Below are 19046 nucleotides of genomic sequence, written 5' to 3' on the forward strand. Positions count from 1 at the left end.
CCTAGTTCCGGCCTCCTTTTTATAGGGAGTGTCATAATGAACGAGCAAAAACTATCAAACCGCCTCACTTGTGTGGCAAATTACATACCTAAAGGCAGCCGAATTGCTGATATCGGTAGCGACCACGCTTATTTGCCTTGTTACGCGATTTTAAATGAAATGGCAAGCTTTGCAGTGGCAGGTGAAGTCGCCAAAGGCCCGTTTGAATCGGCGCAAGAACAAGTCATAAAAGCGGAACTGTCAGGAAAAATTGACGTGCGTTTTGGTGATGGCTTGGCAGTCATAACGTCGGCGGATGCCATTGATACGGTCGTCATTGCTGGCATGGGTGGCACATTAATTCGGACGATTTTAGAAGCGGAACCACAAAAATTGACCTCCGTTAAGCGACTCATTTTGCAGCCTAACATTGGCGCTTGGCAAATTCGCGAGTGGGCGGAAAACAATTACTTTAAGCTTATTTCGGAAGCGATTTTACGCGAAGATAATAAAACGTATGAAATTCTTGTTTTAGAGAAAACAGAAAGGGCAGCGAGCTATACGGATAAGGAGCGTCTGCTTGGTCCGTTTCTCTTAACGGAAAAAAATGATGTTTTTGTCGCAAAATGGCAACACGAGCTAGCGAATTGGCAACGGATTGTTGCAGGGCTTCAAAATGGGCAGGAAAGTGAACAAAATGCGGATAAAATGAAAGAACTTACCAAAAAAATACAATTAGTGGAGGAAGTGCTCAAATGAAAGTAGCAAATGGCTATGAATATGTCGCCATGCTGGAAGAAATTGCACCTAAAAAGCTTGCTATGGATAATGATCCCATCGGACTTCAATTAGGTGATTTATCCAAAAAAGTACGCAAGGTCATGTTTACTTTAGACGTTTTAGAGAGCGTTGTGGAGGAAGCGGTCAGCAAAAATGTGGATATGATTATCGCACATCACCCGTTTTTATTCCGACCGCTCAAAAAAATTGATATGGCAACTGCTGAGGGGCGCATGATTCGAAAGCTGATTAAGCATGACATTATCGTATATGCGGCGCACACCAATTTGGATATCGCGGACGGTGGGGTTAACGATATTTTGGCGGAACTTTTAGCACTCGAAAATACGGAAATCATTGTGCCTACACACAGCGAAAACTATATGAAGATTGCCGTTTATGTGCCCGAAGACAGCGCTGAACAAGTGCGGTTAGCGCTCATGCATAACGGGGCCGGCAAGATTGGTGCAGAATACGAGGAATGCAGCTTCCGCACACTCGGAACGGGAGAGTTTAAACCAAGTGAAAAAGCGAACCCTACGATTGGTGAAAAAGGGGAGTTAACAGCCGTCTCTGAGGTCAAACTAGAAGCCGTAGTCCCTTCTAGCGCAGCTGACAAGGTCGTAAAAGCAGTACGCACTTCTCACCCCTACGAGGAGCCAGCGATTGATTTAGTTCACCTGCAAAACTTGCAGGAAACAAAAGGACTCGGCCGAATTGGTACGCTAAAAAAAGAAAAAAGCATCGAAGCATTCATCGAAGATTTAAAAGGTGCACTTGCGATTGACCATGTTCGTTTCATCGGTGATCCTAGTAAGCTTGTTAAAAAAGTGGCTGTAATTGGTGGCGACGGAAATAAATTTATTCATGACGTCAAGCGAAGCGGCGCCGATGTTTTCGTGACGGGAGATATTTATTATCATACAGGGCACGACTTACTTGCGATTGATTTACCTACGATTGATGCGGGACATAATATTGAAAAAGTGATGAAACGTTATTTAAAAACGGAATTTGAAAAAAGGGCGGAAAATCTAAAATATGAGGCTGATTTTATCATTTCAGAAGTCGATACTGATCCGTTCACGTTCTTATGAAAACGAAATTAATTCTTTAAAGCGGCAACTCAGGCAGTGGGAAAGCAACGCTCTTTCAATGTCATTAGAGTAAATTTTTAATTCAATCTGTCGATGTCTAGTAATGTGAAAATGCTGGGACATCGACAGAAATCCGGAATTCATTGCGGGAGAAGGGAAGATGGCGGAAAGAGAGACAATGACTTTCTTTTTTACTCCATTTTTCTCCAAAAATCCGGGGGTCGACAGAAAATCACTTTTGAGCTATGATGGGAGTAAGAGTCACGAGGGTACCTGTTTTAATCTATGTATTGTGAAATGTAAATACCAGTTCGGAGCGCAACAAACGCAAACCAGTGTGTTTTAATCTATGTATTGTGAAATGTAAATCCATGCCATTATCAGAATCACATACACAATAGGCATGTTTTAATCTATGTATTGTGAAATGTAAATTTGCGTAGCATCATTGGTATTAATCCAAGAACATGTTTTAATCTATGTATTGTGAAATGTAAATTTGATGAATTTTGTGACATCTATCCTAATGCTTCCAGTTTTAATCTATGTATTGTGAAATGTAAATGTTGTTAGACCTGAATAGGCTACATCATCTTGAATGGAGTTTTAATCTATGTCCTATGAACTGTATGTTTAGCCAAATAAAAAGTTAAAGCACAATTAGAGCATATATTAAAACAAAACAAAAAGCATAAATCCAGTAGTGATTCCATTTCAGAAATGGTTTTTACTGGGTTTATGCTTATTTTTTATCGACCGCCGTTTTTTAAATGTTCTAATCGGGCGCGGCGTTTTTCTTCCATGTTTTTCTTTTTGGCACGCGGTAGAATGGCTTCGGCGCTTATTTGGTGGTGGCGTTCCCAAGTTGTGGGGTCATCTGGTTCGTACTGGTCTAAAAAGACGAGCACTTCTCGGATAATATGTGTTGGCGTGCTAGCACCAGCAGTTATCGCCACTTTTTTAGCATCTTTAAGCCAATCTAAATTAATTTCGCTCACATCGGCCACTCGATATGCGGGGACTAAAGCTTTTTCAATCGAAACTTGGGCGAGACGATTCGTGTTATTGCTCCGCGGGTCGCCTACAACAATTGTGACGTCAGCGCCGACAGCTTGTTCTGCAACGGCTTCTTGGCGTGTTTGTGTCGCCATACAAATTTCTTTATGATTTTCTGCTTGTGGGTACAAGGTTTGAATGTAGTCCATCAAATCGAGGACGTCCCACTGGCTCATTGTCGTCTGATTCGTTACGAATATTTTTTCAGAAGAAAGGTTTAAAGCATCAATATCGGCCGCTGTTTCAACAAGGTGAACGATGTCAGGGGCAGTCCCGTAGGCGCCTTCTGGCTCTGGGTGGCCTTTTTTACCGATATAAATAACGTGATAGCCTTCTCTTTTTTTCTCTAAAATGAGGTCATATGTGCGCATAACGTCAGGACAAGTGGCATCAATCGTTACAAGTCCCTTTTCTTGTGCGATTTTTTTTACGCGAGGGGAAGTACCGTGTGCCGTGAAAATAACAGTTCCTGTATCAATTTTTTCGAGAATAGCTTCCCGATTTTCTCCGTCAACCGTGTAGATTCCAATTTCTTCAAATGCATCGGTGACATGTTTATTATGAACAATCATACCTAAAATATGAATAGGACGTGGCAAATTTGGATCAAGCGAAGCGTTTTTAGCAATGACCATTGCATCGACAACACCGTAACAATAACCGCGTGGGCTAATTTTGATAATTTCCATTGAATCCTCCTAAACTAAAAAAGCAAATTCTACATCTATTATAACGAAGAATCTTTTTTTTTGCTAGAACGCGTTTTTCTATATTTTTTTGTCGCAGTCATGCGCTGTAGATGGTATAATGGCACAAGGAACTGAAACGGAGTGAAATGATGACTATGAAAAAGACAAGGTTTGAACAATTTGGTTTTCAGCCTTTTATCAATGTTGCGATTGAAAAATTAGGTTTTTATGAACCAACAGAGGTGCAACAAAAGTTAATACCGGGCGTCATGCGCGGAGAAAGCATTATCGGGCAGTCGCAAACTGGAACGGGAAAAACGCATACTTTTTTACTGCCGATTATTGAAAAAATTAATCCGCATAAAGATGTTTTGCAAGCTGTTATCACGGCGCCAAGTCGCGAACTAGCTACACAAATTTATAACGAAGTAAAAAAAATTACGAAATACAGCGAGAACGACATTAGCGCGCAATTAATTATCGGAGGTACGGATAAAAAACGCGCGATAGAAAAACTTAAGAAACAGCCGCAAATTATTGTGGGGACACCTGGTCGTATTAATGATATGATTCGGGAAAACGCGCTACAAGTATACACGGCAAATGTGCTCGTCATCGATGAAGCTGACATGACACTTGACATGGGCTTTTTAAATGACGTGGACCAAATTGCTGGGAAAATGCCGCCTGAACTTCAAATGCTTGTATTTTCGGCGACTATTCCGCAAAAATTAAAACCATTTTTGAAAAAATATATGGAAAATCCGCGCTATGAGCACATTACGCCAAATGTAGTGGCATCAAAATCAGTCACGCATGAATTAATTGCGGCCAAAAGTAAAAATAAACTCGACTTATTAAAAGATTGCTTGGTGACTTTCCAGCCATTTTTAGCCATTGTATTTACGAATACAAAGCAGACAGCAGATGAAGTTCATGCTGGGCTTGTTAGTCGCGGTTTAAAAGTGGCTAAAATTCATGGCGATGTGAATCCGCGCGAACGTAAACGGACGATGAAGGCCATTGAAAATATGGATTATCAATACATTGTTGCGACAGATCTTGCGGCAAGAGGGATTGATATTCAAGGCATTAGCCACGTTATTAATTATGAACTTCCAGACGATAATGATTTTTATATTCACCGTACAGGTCGGACGGGCCGGGCGGGGCACTCTGGTATTGCCCTTACCATTTTTGAACCAGCCGATGAGGATCGTTTAAATCAATTGGAGAAACTGGGAATTAGCTTTAAACATGTAGAGCTTAAAAAGGGCGAATTTGTTGAGGTTCAAGACCGCAATAAACGCGCGAAACGTGAGGCGAAACGTGAGGCAGCTGATCCGCGTGAAATCGGCATGCGTAAAAAAGCGAAACAGAAGCGAAAACCTGGTTATAAAAAGAAAATCAACTACAAAATGGCGGAAATTAAACGCCGTGAAAATCGTAAAAAGAATCGAGGGAAAAAATGAGCAATTTAAGAATTGGTTCGCACGTTTCGATGAGCGGCAAAAAAATGTTGCTAGGTGCAAGCGAGGAAGCGGCTTCTTACGGTGCCAATACGTTTATGATTTATACGGGTGCTCCGCAAAACACGCGGCGTAAACCGATTGAGGAATTAAATATTGAAGCAGGACTTGAGCATATGGCTGACAATGAGATGCAAGATATTGTCGTGCATGCGCCGTACATTATTAATATTGGTAATGCAGTTAAGCCAGAAACATTCGAACTTGGCGTAAGTTTCTTACGTCAGGAAATCGAACGCACCGCAGCACTTTCGGCGAAGCAAATTGTGCTACATCCGGGCGCGCATGTTGGGGAAGGCGCTGAAGTTGGGATTAAGCAAATCATCAAAGGCTTAAACGAAGCGCTTGATCCAAGTGTTGATGTGCAAATTGCACTTGAAACGATGGCTGGAAAAGGAACGGAAATTGGACGTTCTTTTGAAGAAATTGCCCAAATTATTGACGGGGTGACACATAATGAGCTTTTGTCAGTAACATTTGATACGTGCCATACGCACGATGCTGGTTATGATATTGTGAATGACTTTGATGGTGTTTTAAATGAGTTTGATAAAATTATCGGCATCGACCGTTTAAAAGTACTTCACATTAATGATAGTAAAAATGTTTGTGGGGCACATAAAGATCGTCACGCGAATATTGGATTTGGTCATATTGGTTTTGATGCATTAAATTACATCGTGCATCACCCGAATTTAATGTCTGTTCCGAAAATTCTCGAAACACCTTATGTGGGTGAAGATAAAAATAATAAAAAACCACCATATCGATTTGAAATTGAGATGCTGCGCAAGCAAAAGTTTGATCCCGATTTAATCGAAAAAATTATGGCTGATGAATAAGGAGAGATAAATATGGAAAAAATGTTAGTTTTTGGGCATAAAAACCCGGATACCGACACAATTTGTTCGGCGATAGCCTTCAGCGAACTAAAAAAGGCAGAAGGTTTTGAAGTGGAAGCAGTTCGCCTCGGTGAATTAAATTCTGAAACGGAATTTGTTTTAAAAAGTGCAGGCATCGAAGCCCCGCGTTTAGTCCAAACGGTTGCAAATGAAGTAACTACAGTGTGCCTTGTCGACCATAATGAAGCGCAACAAAGTGCAGACGATATTAAAAACGTGACGGTACATACGGTCATTGACCACCATCGTATCGCCAACTTTGAAACAGCAGATCCGCTTTATTACCGCGCAGAGCCAGTTGGATGCACGGCGACAATCCTATTAAAACTTTTTGTAGAAAAAAATATTGAAGTTCCAAAAACCGTTGCCAAACTGATGGCTTCCGCAATTATTTCGGATACATTGCTATTTAAATCCCCAACATCAACGGCAGAAGATCAAGCTGCGGCAGAAAAGCTAGCAGACATTGCGGGCATTGATCTACAAGCTTACGGCATGGAAATGCTCCGTGCGGGCGCCGATGTAAGCAAAAAATCCGTCGCTGAACTATTACTTGATGCGAAAGAATTCGATATGAACGGTCATAAAATTGAAATCGCACAAATTAATGTCGTAGATGAAGAAGATGTGTTATCACGCATGAGCGAAGTGGAACCTGTTATCCAAAAAGCCATTGCAGACAAAGGCTTAGGCTTATATTTATTCATCATTACCAACATTTTAACAAATGATTCTGTTGGTGTAGCGATTGGTACAGAAACAAATGCTGTAGAAGAAGCGTATAACGTGAAAATTGTAAACGGCAAAGCACCACTTGCTGGCGTTGTATCACGTAAAAAACAAGTTGTTCCAGTGTTGACAGAGATTTTCTCTAAATAATAAAAAAGTGCCAAGCGAAATTACGCGCTTGGCACTTTTTTATTTATATTGCTTTAAACGGAACCAATTCAACATGAAAATCATAATCGCCATAATGAGCGCTGTATAGGCAACAAACGGTGCCAATGCGTAATCGCGAATGAAAATACCGATGAATGCCCAAACAAAAACGAGCGGCACAATAAAATCATTTTGCTTGTAACGAAATACGAGAACGAAGAAGCTTGCTAAAAGAAGTAAAATAATTGTTGCGCCAGATTGAAAGCTCACTAAGCCCAAGACATTGAAGTAATAACAAATGTTAGCAATTGTTGCCACGAAAATCCAGCCAAGATATACTGAAATTGGCACACGCCACAAACGTCGCTTTGAAATTTGCTTTTGATACGCATAAAATAATAGTAGCGAGAGAAGCAAGAGCAGCATCACAACGATGGATAAAAAAATCAAATTGAAATGCCACATAAAAATCCAAAGTGCATTTAAAAGGCTACTTGAAGTAAAGACAAACGCCAGTTGACTTGTTACGTGCTCACGTTTCACAGTCACGCCTACAAGCCAAACAAATAAGAGTAAGTAAATAAGACCCCAAATTGAAAACACATAACCGGCAGGTGTAAACAAGGTTTGATACCGATTGCTCACTTCGCCAGTCGTTACCCCGTTTAAAGGTAAAATATTGGCAAAAGCATTAACTGCCACCATTACAAAATACGTTATGTACATCCAGATTAAATTCATCTGTCGCACCCCCTGACAACTTATTTCCCTAAAGTACAAGAAAGTAATCTTTTTTCTTAATCAGATTCATTACGATTTACATTTTAACATAAATCCGCTATACTAGGAAAGTGCTTGAAAAGCTCAAAAAGGAGTTTTGAAAATGAAAGAAATCTTGGAAATAGCAGGGCTATCCTTTCATTATGATCATGAGGAAGTTCTTGAAAACATACATTTTTCTGTTAAAAAAGGAAGTTTTACAGGTATCATTGGACCGAATGGCTCTGGCAAGTCAACGCTTTTAAAATTAATTTTAGGGCTTTTAAAAAATCAAAAGGGAAGTATTTCTTTGTTTGGCGAGAAACAGCAAAATTTTCGCCATTTCGAAAAAATCGGTTTTGTTTCCCAAAAATCAAACGCGTTCAATTCAGCGTTCCCGGCTACCGTGAAGGAAGTTGTGGCGAGTGGTTTAACCAAGAAAAAAGGGCTGTTTAAAATGTTAGGTAAAGCGGACAACGAAGCCATTTTCGAGGCGCTTAAAACCGTTTCAATGACGGACTTTTTAAACCGCAACATTGGCGAACTATCAGGTGGACAGCAGCAGCGCGTCTTTATCGCGAGGTCACTTGTCAGCAAGCCTGAAATGCTCATTCTGGACGAGCCAACTGTCGGCGTCGATGTAGAAAATGTTAAAGCGTTTTATGAGTTGTTAGGGAAACTCAATCAGACAAAAGAAATGACGCTAATACTTGTAACGCACGACATGCTTGCGATTAACAACTATGTCGACCATGTCATCAGCATCAACAAGCGAATTTTGTTCGATGGGAGTACGCGCGATTATCATCTTTATTTAGAAGAACGTGAAATCGAAGCGGCCACAGAAGGGCTAGAAAGAGAGGGAACGCATTGTGATTGCCACACTGTTTCAATATGATTTTATTCGCAATACCTTTATTGTCGGCCTTGTCATCGGCATTGTGGCACCGCTTCTAGGTAGTTTTATTGTCGTCCGCAAGCTGTCTCTTATGGCAGATGCGCTTAGTCACGTAACATTAGCCGGCATCGCCGTAAGTTTGTTTTTAAGTAAAACGTATGTACCGCTCGTCAGCTTAAATCCACTTTATTTAGGATTTGGCTTTGCGACAGTTGGTTCGCTCTTGATGGAAAAACTGCGCTCCGTCTATAAACACTTTGAAGAGCTCGCCATTCCAATTATAATGTCCGCCGGCATGGGATTTTCCGTCATTTTCATTTCGCTCGCAAACGGTTTTAACACAGATTTGTTTAGCTATTTATTTGGGAGCGTCAGCGCAGTAAGTAGAAGCGATATGTACACCATTGTCGGCATCGCTGCATTTGTTTTTATCGTGATTTTGCTTTTGTACAAGGAATTATTTTTACTTTCGTTTGACGAAGAATATGCACGTGTTTCAGGAATTCGTGCTAAAGCCTTCGATATTATCTTTATGGTACTTGTTGCACTCGTCATCGCGAGCTCCATGCGCATCGTTGGCATCTTGCTCGTATCGTCACTGATGACCTTGCCTGTTGCAGCGGCAATCCGTATCGCGAAAGGCTTTAAGCAGACGATTATTTTCGCGATTATTTTTGGGGAAATTTCCGTTATTGTTGGTCTTGTTAGCGCCTATTACTTAGACTTAGCGCCAGGTGGAGCCATCGTTTTATTATCTGTCATCATTTTAATTTTAACAATGGTTTATCAAAAAATCCGCATGCGCTTTATTCTTGCGAAAAGAGGTGAAGAAAATGGCATTATCAGCGAGTGAAGCACTCCTAAAAATGAAAGATTCCGGGTATAAACATACCGATAAACGCCAATTTTTAATTGAATTATTTGCACGTAAAAATTGCTATTTAACCGCAAAAGACGTTCTTGAAAACATGAAAGACGATTTTCCCGGCATTAGTTTTGACACCATTTACAGGAATTTATCGCTGTTTGTTGACCTCGGAATTTTTGAAGAAACAGAACTTTCGGGTGAAAAAAACTTCCGCCTAGCATGCTCACACGAACATCACCATCATCATTTCATCTGTCTAGGTTGCGGAAAAACAAAAGAAATTATGATGTGCCCGATGGATTTCCTAACCGAAGCACTTCCCGGATACGAAATTGAAGGCCATAAATTCGAAGTTTATGGAAAATGCCCTGATTGCTTAAAAAAAGCAGCCAGTTAACTAGAAAACAGAAATGAGACCCTCATTTCTGTTTTTTTTGTTCATATTTCATTCATAATTATGACGCAAACCTTTCAAAACTATCGTTTATACTAATTGAAGATAGTGAAAGAAAGGAAGTCGTACATGAAACTCAAACAAACTTTAATTGTACTAGCCGCAACAACAACACTCATTTTAGGAGGGTGTTCAAGCAGTGCCGTTGTTAAAACGGACGCAGGAAATGTTACAGAAAGCGAATTATATGAGGCGCTTAAAACGAGTTACGGAAGTGATGCCGTTCAGCAGCTCACTTTTGAAAAAATCCTCGAAAAGAAATATTCTGTATCCGACAAGGAAGTGAGTGCAGAATATAAAAAATATGCGGAGCAATATGGGGATAGTTTTGAATCAACACTTGCATCCAATAATTTAACGGAGGAAAGTTTTAAAGATAATATAAAATATAACTTACTCGTTCAAAAAGCAACGGAAGCAAACATAAAGGTGACGGATAAAAAGTTGAAGGAATATTATAAGACTTGGGAACCCGATATTACGGTTAGCCATATCCTTGTTGATGATGAGGCCACTGCGAAAGAAGTGAAGGAAAAACTTGATAATGGTGAAAAATTTGCAGATTTAGCCAAAGAATATTCAACAGACACATCCACTGCTGAAAATGGTGGTTTGCTTGATCCGTTTGGTCCAGGCGAAATGGATGAAGCCTTCGAAAAAGCGGCGTATGCGCTTGAAAATAAAGGCGATGTTAGCGAACCAGTAAAATCTTCTTACGGCTACCATATTATCCAGTTGGAAGAGAAAACGGAGAAAAAATCTTTTAAAGAAGACAAAAGTAAGGTGAAGGCTGCTTACATAGAGTCGCAAATGACATCCGAAAACATGACAAAAGCGCTTAAAAAGGAATATAAAGCAGCCAATATTAAAATCAAAGATAGCGATTTGAAAGATGCTTTTTCTGATTACACCGATTCGAGTACGGCTACTGAATAAAAGATAAATCCCGCAAAACTCCATTTTAAAAGATGGTATTTTGCGGGATTTATGCTTATTCGTTTTACTTTATACTTTGGCGAAATTGGCACCGTTAATTTGTCCGAAGCGGTAACCAATTGAGTTGATGAGTGCTGGGACGGTGGAAACTTCTTTGATTTCTGCGAGCTTTAAGACAATTTCTGCGGCGGCTTTTGAATCGTCAAGTGCGTTGTGGTGGTTAAAGTAAATGCCGAAGTAGTCCGCGACCTGGTTTAAACGGTGGCTTTTTAACGGCAAGATTTGCTGTGACAAAATGCAGGAGCAGAAATAGTCATTTTCAGGTAAAATCAATTGGTATTTCTCTGCTGATTTGCGGAAGACGCTAATATCAAAACTCGCGAAATGCGCAGTGACCGGTGTTGTGCCGATAAATTCGCTAATGAAAGGATAGATTTCTTGAAAGGTTGGAGCGCCCAGCACATCGTCAGGGTAGATGCCGTGGATTTCAATATTCCGCTTGTAAAATGGTTCTTCGGGATTGATTAGGGAATAAAATGTATCGCGAATTTGGCCATTTTCGACTTTTACAATGCCAATCGAGCAAGGACTTGTTCGGCTTCCATTCGCGGTTTCAAAATCAAGCATACAGTAATTAAGTTGGTTCATCAAATACCTCCTAGAAGAAAAATCGAAGTGCGGCCATTGAAATGATGCCAATCACAACGACCCAAAGTAAGTTTTTAGTTAAAATAGCAGTCAGAATAGTTGGTAGAGCAGCCAAAAATGGTAAAAGATCGATAGACGGAAAGTTACCATCATGTTCCGTGAGCAAGCTTTGTATAAATAAGGCTGTCAAAATGCATAACGGGACATAGGAGAGGTAACTCATAAGCAAATCTGGTAGTTTCATTTTTCTAACAAAAAGAAAAGGCAATACGCGCGGGATAAACGTGACGATGGCGCAACCGATTATCGCGAGGAAGGTGTATGTGCTGATGGCCATTTGTCTAAAATCACTCCAATCAAACAGCCTAATAGTGTCGCGCTAAGAACGGCGAGCTCAGGTGTCATAAAGCGCATGAACAAGAAAACAAGTAGCATAACCGTTGCCATGACAAGTAGCGACGTTTTGATTTTCTTACTTTTATCACTGATAAGCTGTAAATATAGTAGGCCAATAAACATGGCGGTTAAAGCAAAATCAAGACCAAACATTTCAGGATTAGGTAACCAACTCCCAATAATAGCGCCGAATAAACAAGCTAAAATCCAAGTGGCGTAAGCTGTTACGTTTAATCCGTGCATCCACATGACGTTGATGTTTTTTTTATTCCCAATTTGGTTCATAGCGACGGCAAAGGATTCATCTGTTAGAAGAGCACCAATCCCGATATTATGTAAAATCGAGGCTTTTTTAAAACTTGGGGCTGTTGCCATGCTCATCAGGAAATGCCGCGAATTAATAAGAAAAGTGGTTGTGACAATGGCTGAAATAGGACTTTGAAGTAATAATAACCCGCAAATGATAAACTGAGCTGCTCCCGCATAAACAAGTGCAGAAAGAAGTGTAATCTCAAGGAAGCTTAAGTGGGAGGCTTTTCCAACAACGCCTGCAGCAATCCCGATACCAACATATCCTAAAACAGTTGGTAAGCAAGCTTTTACGCCATCTAGAAAAGTTAATTCTTTGTTCATTTAAATCTCCTCTTTTATAACTCATCATAGCATAATTTAAGATGTTTAGGAATAAAATAAATGCAGGTGCAATTTTTAATCGCACCTGCATTTATGAGTGTTACTTTGCCGCAGCTTCTTCAGCTGCCTTTTTAGCGAAATATTCTTCAGCCAAAATGTCAATTTCTTTTTTAAGTTCATCGACCATGATATCCTCAGGCACTTTGCGCACAATTTTACCGTGGCGGAAGAGGAGGCCTTCACCTTTAGCTCCCGCGATACCAATGTCCGCTTCACGCGCTTCGCCAGGCCCATTTACGGCACAGCCAAGCACAGCCACTTTAATGGGCGCTTTAATTGTAGAAATATATTCTTCAACTTCATTCGCGATGCTGATTAAATCGATTTCAATTCGGCCGCAAGTTGGGCAAGAGATTAACGTTGCAGCATTGGAAGAAAGGCCGAATGATTTTAATAATTCACGCGCGACTTTCACTTCTTCAACTGGATCGGCACTAAGCGAAACGCGGAGAGTATTACCAATTCCGCGGCTCAAAATGGCGCCAAGACCAGCAGCACTTTTAATGCCTCCAGCAAATTGTGTCCCAGATTCAGTGATTCCAAGGTGGAGTGGATAATTAAATGCGCGACTCGCCTTATCATAGGCCTCAATGGCTAAGTTTACATCGGAGGCTTTTAAAGAAACGATAATGTCGTGAAAATCTAAATCTTCAAGTATTTTTATGTGGTGCAAGGCACTTTCAACCATACCGTCAGCAGTTGGATAGCCATATTTTTGAATAATTTTCTTTTCAAGGCTACCAGCATTGACACCAATACGAATTGGAATGCCTTTCGCTTTCGCCGCATTCACGACTTTTTCAACGCGTTCACGGCGACCAATGTTACCAGGATTAATGCGGATTTTATCCACACCCGCTTCAATCGCTTTAAGCGCCAAACGGTAATCAAAATGAATGTCAGCAACAAGAGGAATATGGATGCGTTTCTTTATCTCGCTAAGCGCATCAGCAGCTCGCTCATCAGGACAAGCAACTCGAACAATTTGGCAGCCCGCCTCTTCCAATCTTAAAATTTCAGCAACCGTTGCCTCAACATCATGTGTTTTTGTCGTCGCCATACTTTGGATAAATAATTCATTACTACCGCCAATGGTCAGATTTCCAACTTTTACAGGGCGTGTTTCCGTACGTAATATTCTCTCGTTCAAGGACAATTCGCTCCTTTATAGTGTTTTTCACCTAGTATCATACCATTTTTTTAGGGTTAAAGCACGATTTCTAGTATGAGAATTTGATAAGAAAAATGCGACTTGCTGCGTTTTATTCCTGCTCTTTCGTTTTTTGGGGCAGCGATCTAATCGCGAGAAAGAGAACAATTAACGTAACAACCAAATTGATTTCCATACCATAAGGAACCGCTATTTGAAGCCATTCCATAATCATCGTAAACGTTGCAGAAAGCGTAATTGCATAAGTCGCCATCATCCAGTTTTCCTTGTAAGAAATGCCGTTTCGGCCAAAGCCAGTTAAAATGTATCCAAACAATCCGTAAAGACCAACTCGGAAAAATGTTGATCCAAGTGCAAATAAAAAGATAATCAATAAAATAATCGGGATGAAAACTTTGGACATATCAGTGATTGACGCATACAGACTTAAAACATCATCTTTATCTTTAATCCCAAGTGTGTCATAGCTGACAGATTGTGAAGTGCCAGCAGCCGTCACATAAATTTCTTTAGACAAGAAAGCAAATGCTCCGTCATAAGAGCCGATTTTATTATCGACAGCATCTTCATCTAGTGTTCCACTCGCATCAAAATAAACATGCAAGTTCCCTTCATCAATTGAAATCGGCAGGTCGTCTTTGGAAGGATCTTTCGTAACAAGTTTACCACCTTCAATTGTAAAATCAGGAATTTCATTTTTTAACGTGCTTTCGCCAACTTTGAGCCCATTGTTTATAGTCGTTGTTGTGAAATAGGCGAGCGGGAGAAACATGACGAAAGTTAAAACGATGATGTAGAAAATACTTGAACCTACTTTATCTTTTCGGAAGGAAGCAATATCTGCAGGAGAAAAAAGGCTTTTCCAAAAACGTTTAAAAATATTCATTTTTTTCGTAAGCACCTCACAGCTTGTTTTAAATTTTTCGAAAAGGGAAGAGAGAACTGTGTGTACATATTCTCAACTTCTTTCGCTATTTCATCATAGCTTTATTTGAACTGAAAATCAATTCAAGCAGAAAAATTGCATGTGATTTCGGAAAGTGCTAGTCTAAAAGATGTAAGCGAGAGGATAAAATGGTGCGGGTGAAGCTGTTTTTTGGAAGAAAGCTAAGTCTATTGGCATAGTCTGATTTGTTTACGCACAATCAAAATTATTTTCAAGGAGGAATTTTAAATGACTTATGAATTACCAAAACTACCATATACTTACGATGCGTTAGAACCTAACTTTGACAAGGAAACAATGGAAATCCATTACTCAAAGCATCATAATACGTATGTTACAAAATTAAACGACGCTTTAAAAGGTCACGACGATTTAGCGAGCCTTCCTGTAGAAGAATTAGTTGCTAAATTAGATACTGTACCTGAAAATATCCGCACGGCTGTCCGTAATAATGGCGGCGGTCATGCAAACCATACATTATTCTGGTCCATTTTAAGCCCAAATGGCGGCGGCGAACCTGCTGGCGAATTAAAAGCAGCTATCGATGCTAAATTTGGAAACTTTGCTGATTTCAAAGCAAAATTTGCTGATGCCGCAACTACTCGCTTTGGCTCTGGCTGGGCTTGGCTCGTTGTTAAAAATGGTGAGCTTGAAATTATCAGCCTACCAAACCAAGATTCCCCATTAAGCGATGGCTACACACCAGTTCTTGGCTTAGATGTTTGGGAACACGCTTACTACCTTAAATTCCAAAATCGCCGCCCAGAATACATCGATACTTTCTGGAACGTAGTAAATTGGGATGAAGTTGCAAAACGCTTTGCAGCTGCTAAATAAGTTTAATATCTAAACTTTTAAACCGTGATTGGTTAGTGACCAATCACGGTTCTTTATTTTTTCTTATACTATTTTTAATTAAATTCTAACTTGCAGAAGGTGGAAAGTTTGTTAGTTTTCGGCTACAATGTAAAGAGGCATTATCTTTTAAGAGAGGGTTTGTGATAGGTGAAACTGAATTTTAGAAAAAAGAAAGATAAATCAAAGAAAAAAAAGCGTGCCGTCATACCACTCCGACTCAATATTCTTTTCTTCGTCATCTTTATTTTGTTTTCTGTACTCATTCTACGCCTTGGCATTGTCCAAATTGTTCAAGGGGATACGTATAAAAGACAACTAGAAGAAACTGAAAATGTTATAGTCTCAAAAAATGTACCACGTGGTGTTATTTATGACCGCAATTATAATCTTTTAGTTGGAAATACAGCAGTAAAATCGATTACGTATACAAGAAGTCAACAAACAAAACCATCTGAAACTTTGCAAGTTGCGCAAAAGCTCGATAAGATGATTAAAGTTGAACCTGAAAAATTAACAGAACGCGATTTGCAAGATTATTGGATTTTAACAAATGAACAAGAATCGCTTAGCCGATTAACAGCCAAAGAACAAGCACTTGATGCTTCTAAATCTTATAAAATCCAAGTTGAAAAAGTAACAGATAAAGATTTAGCGAGCTTAACAGCGGATGATAAACGTATCGCTACGATTTATAAAAAAATGACAAGCGGTTATGCAATGACCGAAGCGGTTGTGAAAAGCAAAGATGTCACAGATCAAGAAATCGCTAGAGTTAGTGAAAATTTAGAAAGCTTGCCAGGCGTTGATACAACCACAGACTGGAATCGCTTTTATACGTATGATGAAACACTCCGCTCAATTTTAGGATCGGTTTCATCAGCAAAAGAAGGGCTTCCAAAAGAAAAAGCAGAATATTACTTATCGCAAGGCTATAGCCGAAATGATCGTGTCGGAAAAAGCTATCTAGAAGCAGAATACCAAAACGTTCTCGCTGGACAAAAATCGCAATCAGAAAGCGTACTTGACAGTCAAGGAAATATTATCGAAACGGTACAAAAAAATGAGGGCTCAAAAGGAAAAGACCTCGTTTTATCCGTAGACGTTGAATTCCAAAATGCTGTAGAAGAAATTTTGCGAAATAATATTAAAAAAGGTAAATCTTCTGGTGGATCTGATTTGCTTGATCGCGCATTTGTCGTTGCGATGGATCCATACAGTGGTGAAGTTTTAAGTTTAGCTGGACAAAAAATAAACGACAAAGGCGAATTTGAAGATTATTCCCTTGGAACGTTTACAACCGCCTATAATATGGGGTCAGCTGTAAAAGGTGCCACGGTTTTAAGTGGGATTATGAGCGACGCCATCACAAAAGATACAGTTTTTGTCGATCAGCCAATTGTTTTCAAAGGTACAAAACCAAAAAGTTCTTGGTTTAATAGAAATGGGGAGCGCTCGCTTGCGCTTAACCCAGTTGGCGCACTTGAAATTTCATCAAACTCCTACATGTATCAAGTTTCCATGAAAATGGGGGGCGCGAAATACGTGCCAAACGGTCCGCTTCGTGCGCCGCTTTCAACTTTCGATGAAATGCGTTATTATTACAATCAATTTGGCTTAGGCGTCCGAACAGGCATTGATTTGCCGGGCGAACAAGTTGGGTATAAAGGTCAAGATGATACAATCGGTAAAATTCTTGACTTTGCAATTGGACAGTATGATTCTTATACGCCGCTTCAACTTGCGCAATATGCGTCAACGATTGCAAACGGCGGTTCACGTATTCAGCCATCTATGGTGAAGGAAATCCGCAATCCAAGTACTTCAGGCGACACCGTTGGAACGGTTGCATCTAGCAACGAACCAAAAGTGTTAAACCGTTTAGGTGTTACGGAGGCGGATATTAAAACAGTACAAAATGGTTTTTACCAAGTAACACACGGACCAAATGGTACAGCGCGTACTGTTTTCGGTTCTGCGGACTATGATGTAGCAGGAAAAACTGGTACGGCCCAAGGTTTCTATGATGGACCTAAAACAGCTTCAAAAATGGCCGAAGTTTGGAATACGACTTTTGTTGGCTATGCACCTGCCAAAAAACCAGAAATTGCTATTGCCGTTGTTGTCCCGTGGGAATATCGCGATGGATATAGTGACAGCAAAATCAATATGAGTATTTCAAAGGAAGTCTTAGATAAATATTTCGAACTGAAGAAGAAACGTTCGGAACAGAAAAAAGAAACTTCAAATGTTGACCAACCTATTAATAATCTGCAAGCAGCACGAGCGGCACAATCGAAACAAACGGAAAAATAATAGGTAAGGCCTTGTCTGAAAATCAGGCGAGGTCTTTTTTTCAAAAAAAGTGGAAAAGAACTGCGAAATAGTGCGTTTTATGATATGATAAATAGAGTTTAAAGTGAACGATCACTTTGATGAAAGCAAAAATGAAGGAGGAATAATGAATGACAAAAAGCTATCATGTTGCCGTTGTCGGTGCGACTGGCGCAGTAGGAACACAAATGATTCAGTTATTAGAAGAGGCGGCGACGTTTAAGATTAAGCAAATTTCTTTCTTATCTTCCGCACGTTCTGCAGGACAAAAACTTACTTTTAAAGGAAAAGAAGTTATCGTGCAAGAAGCTACACCTGAGTCTTTTAATGGTGTTGATATAGCTTTATTTAGCGCAGGTGGCTCGGTTTCGAAAAAGTTTGCCGAGGAAGCCGTGAAGCGTGGCGCTATTGTGATTGACAATACAAGTGCATATCGCATGGATGAAAATGTTCCACTCGTTGTCCCAGAAGTGAACGAAAGAGCGCTAAAAAAACATCAAGGTATTATTGCCAACCCAAATTGTTCGACCATTCAAATGGTGGCGGCACTTGAACCTATTCGCAAAGAATGGGGCTTAAATCGGATTATTGTATCCACATATCAAGCGGTTTCTGGTTCTGGCGTTTCTGCCATTCAAGAACTGAACGAACAATCACGCGCGGTGTTAGATGACAAACCTTTTACGCCTGAAATTATGCCCGTCAAAGGTGACAAAAAGCATTATCAAATCGCGTTTAACGCGCTACCGCAAATTGATGTTTTCACCGAAAATGACTATACATACGAAGAGATGAAAATGATCAATGAAACGAAGAAAATCATGGAAGATGCTTCTATCAAAGTAGCCGCAACGTGTGTGCGAATTCCCGTTGTTTCTGGACATTCTGAATCCGTTTATATTGAAGTTGAAAAAGAAACAGACGTGGCGAAAATTAAAGCTTGTTTGAAAGAGGCTCCAGGCGTTGTTTTAGAAGATGATCCAGAAACGCAACTTTATCCGCAAGCGGCAAATGCGGCTGGGAAAAAGGAAGTTTTTGTTGGACGAATTCGTCGCGATTTAGATAATCCGCTAGGTTTCCACTTATGGATTGTATCGGATAATTTACTCAAAGGAGCGGCTTGGAACTCCATTCAAATTGCAGAGAGCCTAGTTAAATTAGAAATTATTTAGAGGTG

19 protein-coding genes and 1 CRISPR repeat array are annotated in these 19046 nt (G+C 40.0%); of the genes, 12 read left to right on the plus strand and 7 right to left on the minus strand.

Going from position 1 to position 19046, the window contains the following annotated elements; all coding sequences use genetic code 11:
* Positions 1-36: 36 nt before the first annotated feature.
* Together BN1609_RS00350 and BN1609_RS00355 are read left to right on the plus strand one after the other, a co-directional pair.
* Positions 37-738, plus strand: coding sequence for a tRNA (adenine(22)-N(1))-methyltransferase TrmK (locus BN1609_RS00350; RefSeq protein ID WP_088808990.1), 702 nt, complete (start codon positions 37-39; stop codon positions 736-738).
* On the plus strand, positions 735-1856 hold the full coding sequence (locus BN1609_RS00355; RefSeq protein WP_088825179.1) for a Nif3-like dinuclear metal center hexameric protein: 1122 nt from the start codon (positions 735-737) through the stop codon (positions 1854-1856). Before BN1609_RS00350 ends, BN1609_RS00355 begins: the two co-directional genes overlap by 4 nt.
* Positions 1857-2130: 274 nt before the next feature.
* Positions 2131-2489: direct repeats of the CRISPR family, unit length 30 nt; unit sequence GTTTTAATCTATGTATTGTGAAATGTAAAT.
* A gap of 116 nt (positions 2490-2605) precedes the next feature.
* Here the strand turns inward: BN1609_RS00355 and BN1609_RS00360 are convergent.
* Positions 2606-3601: a 4-hydroxy-3-methylbut-2-enyl diphosphate reductase gene (locus tag BN1609_RS00360; RefSeq protein ID WP_088808988.1), complete on the minus strand. Its 996-nt coding sequence runs from the start codon at positions 3599-3601 to the stop codon at positions 2606-2608.
* 155 nt (positions 3602-3756) lie between these two features.
* On the opposite strand from BN1609_RS00360, the gene BN1609_RS00365 reads away from it, so the two are divergent.
* Genes BN1609_RS00365 through BN1609_RS00375 form a run of 3 tightly spaced genes read left to right on the plus strand, consistent with a single transcriptional unit; the run spans position 3757 to position 6911 of the window.
* Positions 3757-5073 carry a DEAD/DEAH box helicase gene (locus BN1609_RS00365; RefSeq protein ID WP_369821509.1) on the plus strand — a complete coding sequence of 439 codons (1317 nt, stop codon included), beginning with the start codon at positions 3757-3759 and terminating at the stop codon, positions 5071-5073.
* Entirely contained in the window at positions 5070-5972 is a 903-nt protein-coding gene (locus tag BN1609_RS00370; protein ID WP_088808986.1) for a deoxyribonuclease IV, read from the plus strand. The genes BN1609_RS00365 and BN1609_RS00370 overlap by 4 nt, the downstream gene beginning before the upstream one ends.
* A 12-nt stretch (positions 5973-5984) precedes the next feature.
* Entirely contained in the window at positions 5985-6911 is a 927-nt protein-coding gene (locus BN1609_RS00375) for a manganese-dependent inorganic pyrophosphatase (protein WP_088808985.1), read from the plus strand.
* Positions 6912-6950: 39 nt separating this feature from the next.
* Here BN1609_RS00375 and BN1609_RS00380 read toward each other — a convergent pair whose 3' ends face one another.
* Positions 6951-7652, minus strand: a complete 702-nt coding sequence (locus tag BN1609_RS00380) for a tryptophan-rich sensory protein (protein WP_088808984.1) — start codon at positions 7650-7652, stop codon at positions 6951-6953.
* A 142-nt stretch (positions 7653-7794) separates the two neighbouring features.
* On the opposite strand from BN1609_RS00380, the gene BN1609_RS00385 reads away from it, so the two are divergent.
* From BN1609_RS00385 to BN1609_RS00400, 4 genes are all read left to right on the plus strand, one after another.
* Positions 7795-8568, plus strand: coding sequence for a metal ABC transporter ATP-binding protein (locus BN1609_RS00385; protein WP_088808983.1), 774 nt, complete (start codon positions 7795-7797; stop codon positions 8566-8568).
* On the plus strand, positions 8543-9421 hold the full coding sequence (locus tag BN1609_RS00390; protein ID WP_088808982.1) for a metal ABC transporter permease: 879 nt from the start codon (positions 8543-8545) through the stop codon (positions 9419-9421). Before BN1609_RS00385 ends, BN1609_RS00390 begins: the two co-directional genes overlap by 26 nt.
* Positions 9402-9833, plus strand: a complete 432-nt coding sequence (locus BN1609_RS00395; RefSeq protein WP_088808981.1) for a Fur family transcriptional regulator — start codon at positions 9402-9404, stop codon at positions 9831-9833. Before BN1609_RS00390 ends, BN1609_RS00395 begins: the two co-directional genes overlap by 20 nt.
* Positions 9834-9959: 126 nt before the next feature.
* The gene (locus BN1609_RS00400) at positions 9960-10826 is read left to right on the plus strand and encodes a peptidylprolyl isomerase (protein WP_088808980.1); all 867 of its coding nucleotides are present in this window, start codon (positions 9960-9962) and stop codon (positions 10824-10826) included.
* Between the two features lie 69 nt (positions 10827-10895).
* Here the strand turns inward: BN1609_RS00400 and BN1609_RS00405 are convergent, their stop codons facing one another.
* The 5 genes from BN1609_RS00405 to BN1609_RS00425 all read right to left on the minus strand — a co-directional run bounded on the left by BN1609_RS00405 (position 10896) and on the right by BN1609_RS00425 (position 14620).
* Positions 10896-11474: a 3'-5' exonuclease gene (locus tag BN1609_RS00405; RefSeq protein WP_088815271.1), complete on the minus strand. Its 579-nt coding sequence runs from the start codon at positions 11472-11474 to the stop codon at positions 10896-10898.
* 10 nt (positions 11475-11484) lie between these two features.
* Positions 11485-11811, minus strand: a complete 327-nt coding sequence (locus BN1609_RS00410; protein ID WP_088815270.1) for an AzlD domain-containing protein — start codon at positions 11809-11811, stop codon at positions 11485-11487.
* On the minus strand, positions 11778-12503 hold the full coding sequence (locus tag BN1609_RS00415) for an AzlC family ABC transporter permease (protein WP_088815269.1): 726 nt from the start codon (positions 12501-12503) through the stop codon (positions 11778-11780). The genes BN1609_RS00410 and BN1609_RS00415 overlap by 34 nt, the downstream gene beginning before the upstream one ends.
* Before the next feature lie 100 nt (positions 12504-12603).
* Positions 12604-13713 carry a flavodoxin-dependent (E)-4-hydroxy-3-methylbut-2-enyl-diphosphate synthase gene (gene ispG, locus BN1609_RS00420; RefSeq protein ID WP_088808976.1) on the minus strand — a complete coding sequence of 370 codons (1110 nt, stop codon included), beginning with the start codon at positions 13711-13713 and terminating at the stop codon, positions 12604-12606.
* 112 nt (positions 13714-13825) lie between these two features.
* On the minus strand, positions 13826-14620 hold the full coding sequence (locus tag BN1609_RS00425; RefSeq protein WP_088808975.1) for a DUF1189 domain-containing protein: 795 nt from the start codon (positions 14618-14620) through the stop codon (positions 13826-13828).
* A 288-nt stretch (positions 14621-14908) separates the two neighbouring features.
* Here BN1609_RS00425 and BN1609_RS00430 point away from each other — a divergent pair, with 288 nt between their 5' ends.
* The 3 genes from BN1609_RS00430 to BN1609_RS00440 all read left to right on the plus strand — a co-directional run bounded on the left by BN1609_RS00430 (position 14909) and on the right by BN1609_RS00440 (position 19041).
* A complete protein-coding gene (locus BN1609_RS00430) occupies positions 14909-15517 on the plus strand; it encodes a superoxide dismutase (protein WP_088825181.1) in 609 nt (202 codons plus the stop codon).
* Positions 15518-15685: 168 nt separating this feature from the next.
* A complete protein-coding gene (locus BN1609_RS00435; protein ID WP_088840390.1) occupies positions 15686-17851 on the plus strand; it encodes a penicillin-binding protein 2 in 2166 nt (721 codons plus the stop codon).
* Between the two features lie 149 nt (positions 17852-18000).
* Complete coding sequence (locus BN1609_RS00440) at positions 18001-19041, plus strand: aspartate-semialdehyde dehydrogenase (RefSeq protein WP_088808972.1); 1041 nt, start codon at positions 18001-18003, stop codon at positions 19039-19041.
* The last annotated feature ends 5 nt before the right edge of the window (positions 19042-19046 follow it).

Origin of the sequence: Listeria sp. ILCC797 (assembly GCF_900186185.1) — a bacterium.
GTDB classification, from domain to species: domain Bacteria; phylum Bacillota; class Bacilli; order Lactobacillales; family Listeriaceae; genus Listeria; species Listeria goaensis.

Coding starts and splice junctions, on each gene's coding strand:
- BN1609_RS00410 (WP_088815270.1), bottom strand. CDS start 11,811: ATGGCCATCAGCACATACACCTTCCTCGCGATAATCGGTTGCGCCATC.
- BN1609_RS00405 (WP_088815271.1), bottom strand. CDS start 11,474: ATGAACCAACTTAATTACTGTATGCTTGATTTTGAAACCGCGAATGGA.
- BN1609_RS00350 (WP_088808990.1), top strand. CDS start 37: ATGAACGAGCAAAAACTATCAAACCGCCTCACTTGTGTGGCAAATTAC.
- BN1609_RS00400 (WP_088808980.1), top strand. CDS start 9,960: ATGAAACTCAAACAAACTTTAATTGTACTAGCCGCAACAACAACACTC.
- BN1609_RS00355 (WP_088825179.1), top strand. CDS start 735: ATGAAAGTAGCAAATGGCTATGAATATGTCGCCATGCTGGAAGAAATT.
- BN1609_RS00385 (WP_088808983.1), top strand. CDS start 7,795: ATGAAAGAAATCTTGGAAATAGCAGGGCTATCCTTTCATTATGATCAT.
- BN1609_RS00415 (WP_088815269.1), bottom strand. CDS start 12,503: ATGAACAAAGAATTAACTTTTCTAGATGGCGTAAAAGCTTGCTTACCA.
- BN1609_RS00360 (WP_088808988.1), bottom strand. CDS start 3,601: ATGGAAATTATCAAAATTAGCCCACGCGGTTATTGTTACGGTGTTGTC.
- BN1609_RS00375 (WP_088808985.1), top strand. CDS start 5,985: ATGGAAAAAATGTTAGTTTTTGGGCATAAAAACCCGGATACCGACACA.
- BN1609_RS00440 (WP_088808972.1), top strand. CDS start 18,001: ATGACAAAAAGCTATCATGTTGCCGTTGTCGGTGCGACTGGCGCAGTA.
- BN1609_RS00430 (WP_088825181.1), top strand. CDS start 14,909: ATGACTTATGAATTACCAAAACTACCATATACTTACGATGCGTTAGAA.
- BN1609_RS00395 (WP_088808981.1), top strand. CDS start 9,402: ATGGCATTATCAGCGAGTGAAGCACTCCTAAAAATGAAAGATTCCGGG.
- BN1609_RS00425 (WP_088808975.1), bottom strand. CDS start 14,620: ATGAATATTTTTAAACGTTTTTGGAAAAGCCTTTTTTCTCCTGCAGAT.
- BN1609_RS00370 (WP_088808986.1), top strand. CDS start 5,070: ATGAGCAATTTAAGAATTGGTTCGCACGTTTCGATGAGCGGCAAAAAA.
- BN1609_RS00380 (WP_088808984.1), bottom strand. CDS start 7,652: ATGAATTTAATCTGGATGTACATAACGTATTTTGTAATGGTGGCAGTT.
- BN1609_RS00365 (WP_369821509.1), top strand. CDS start 3,757: ATGAAAAAGACAAGGTTTGAACAATTTGGTTTTCAGCCTTTTATCAAT.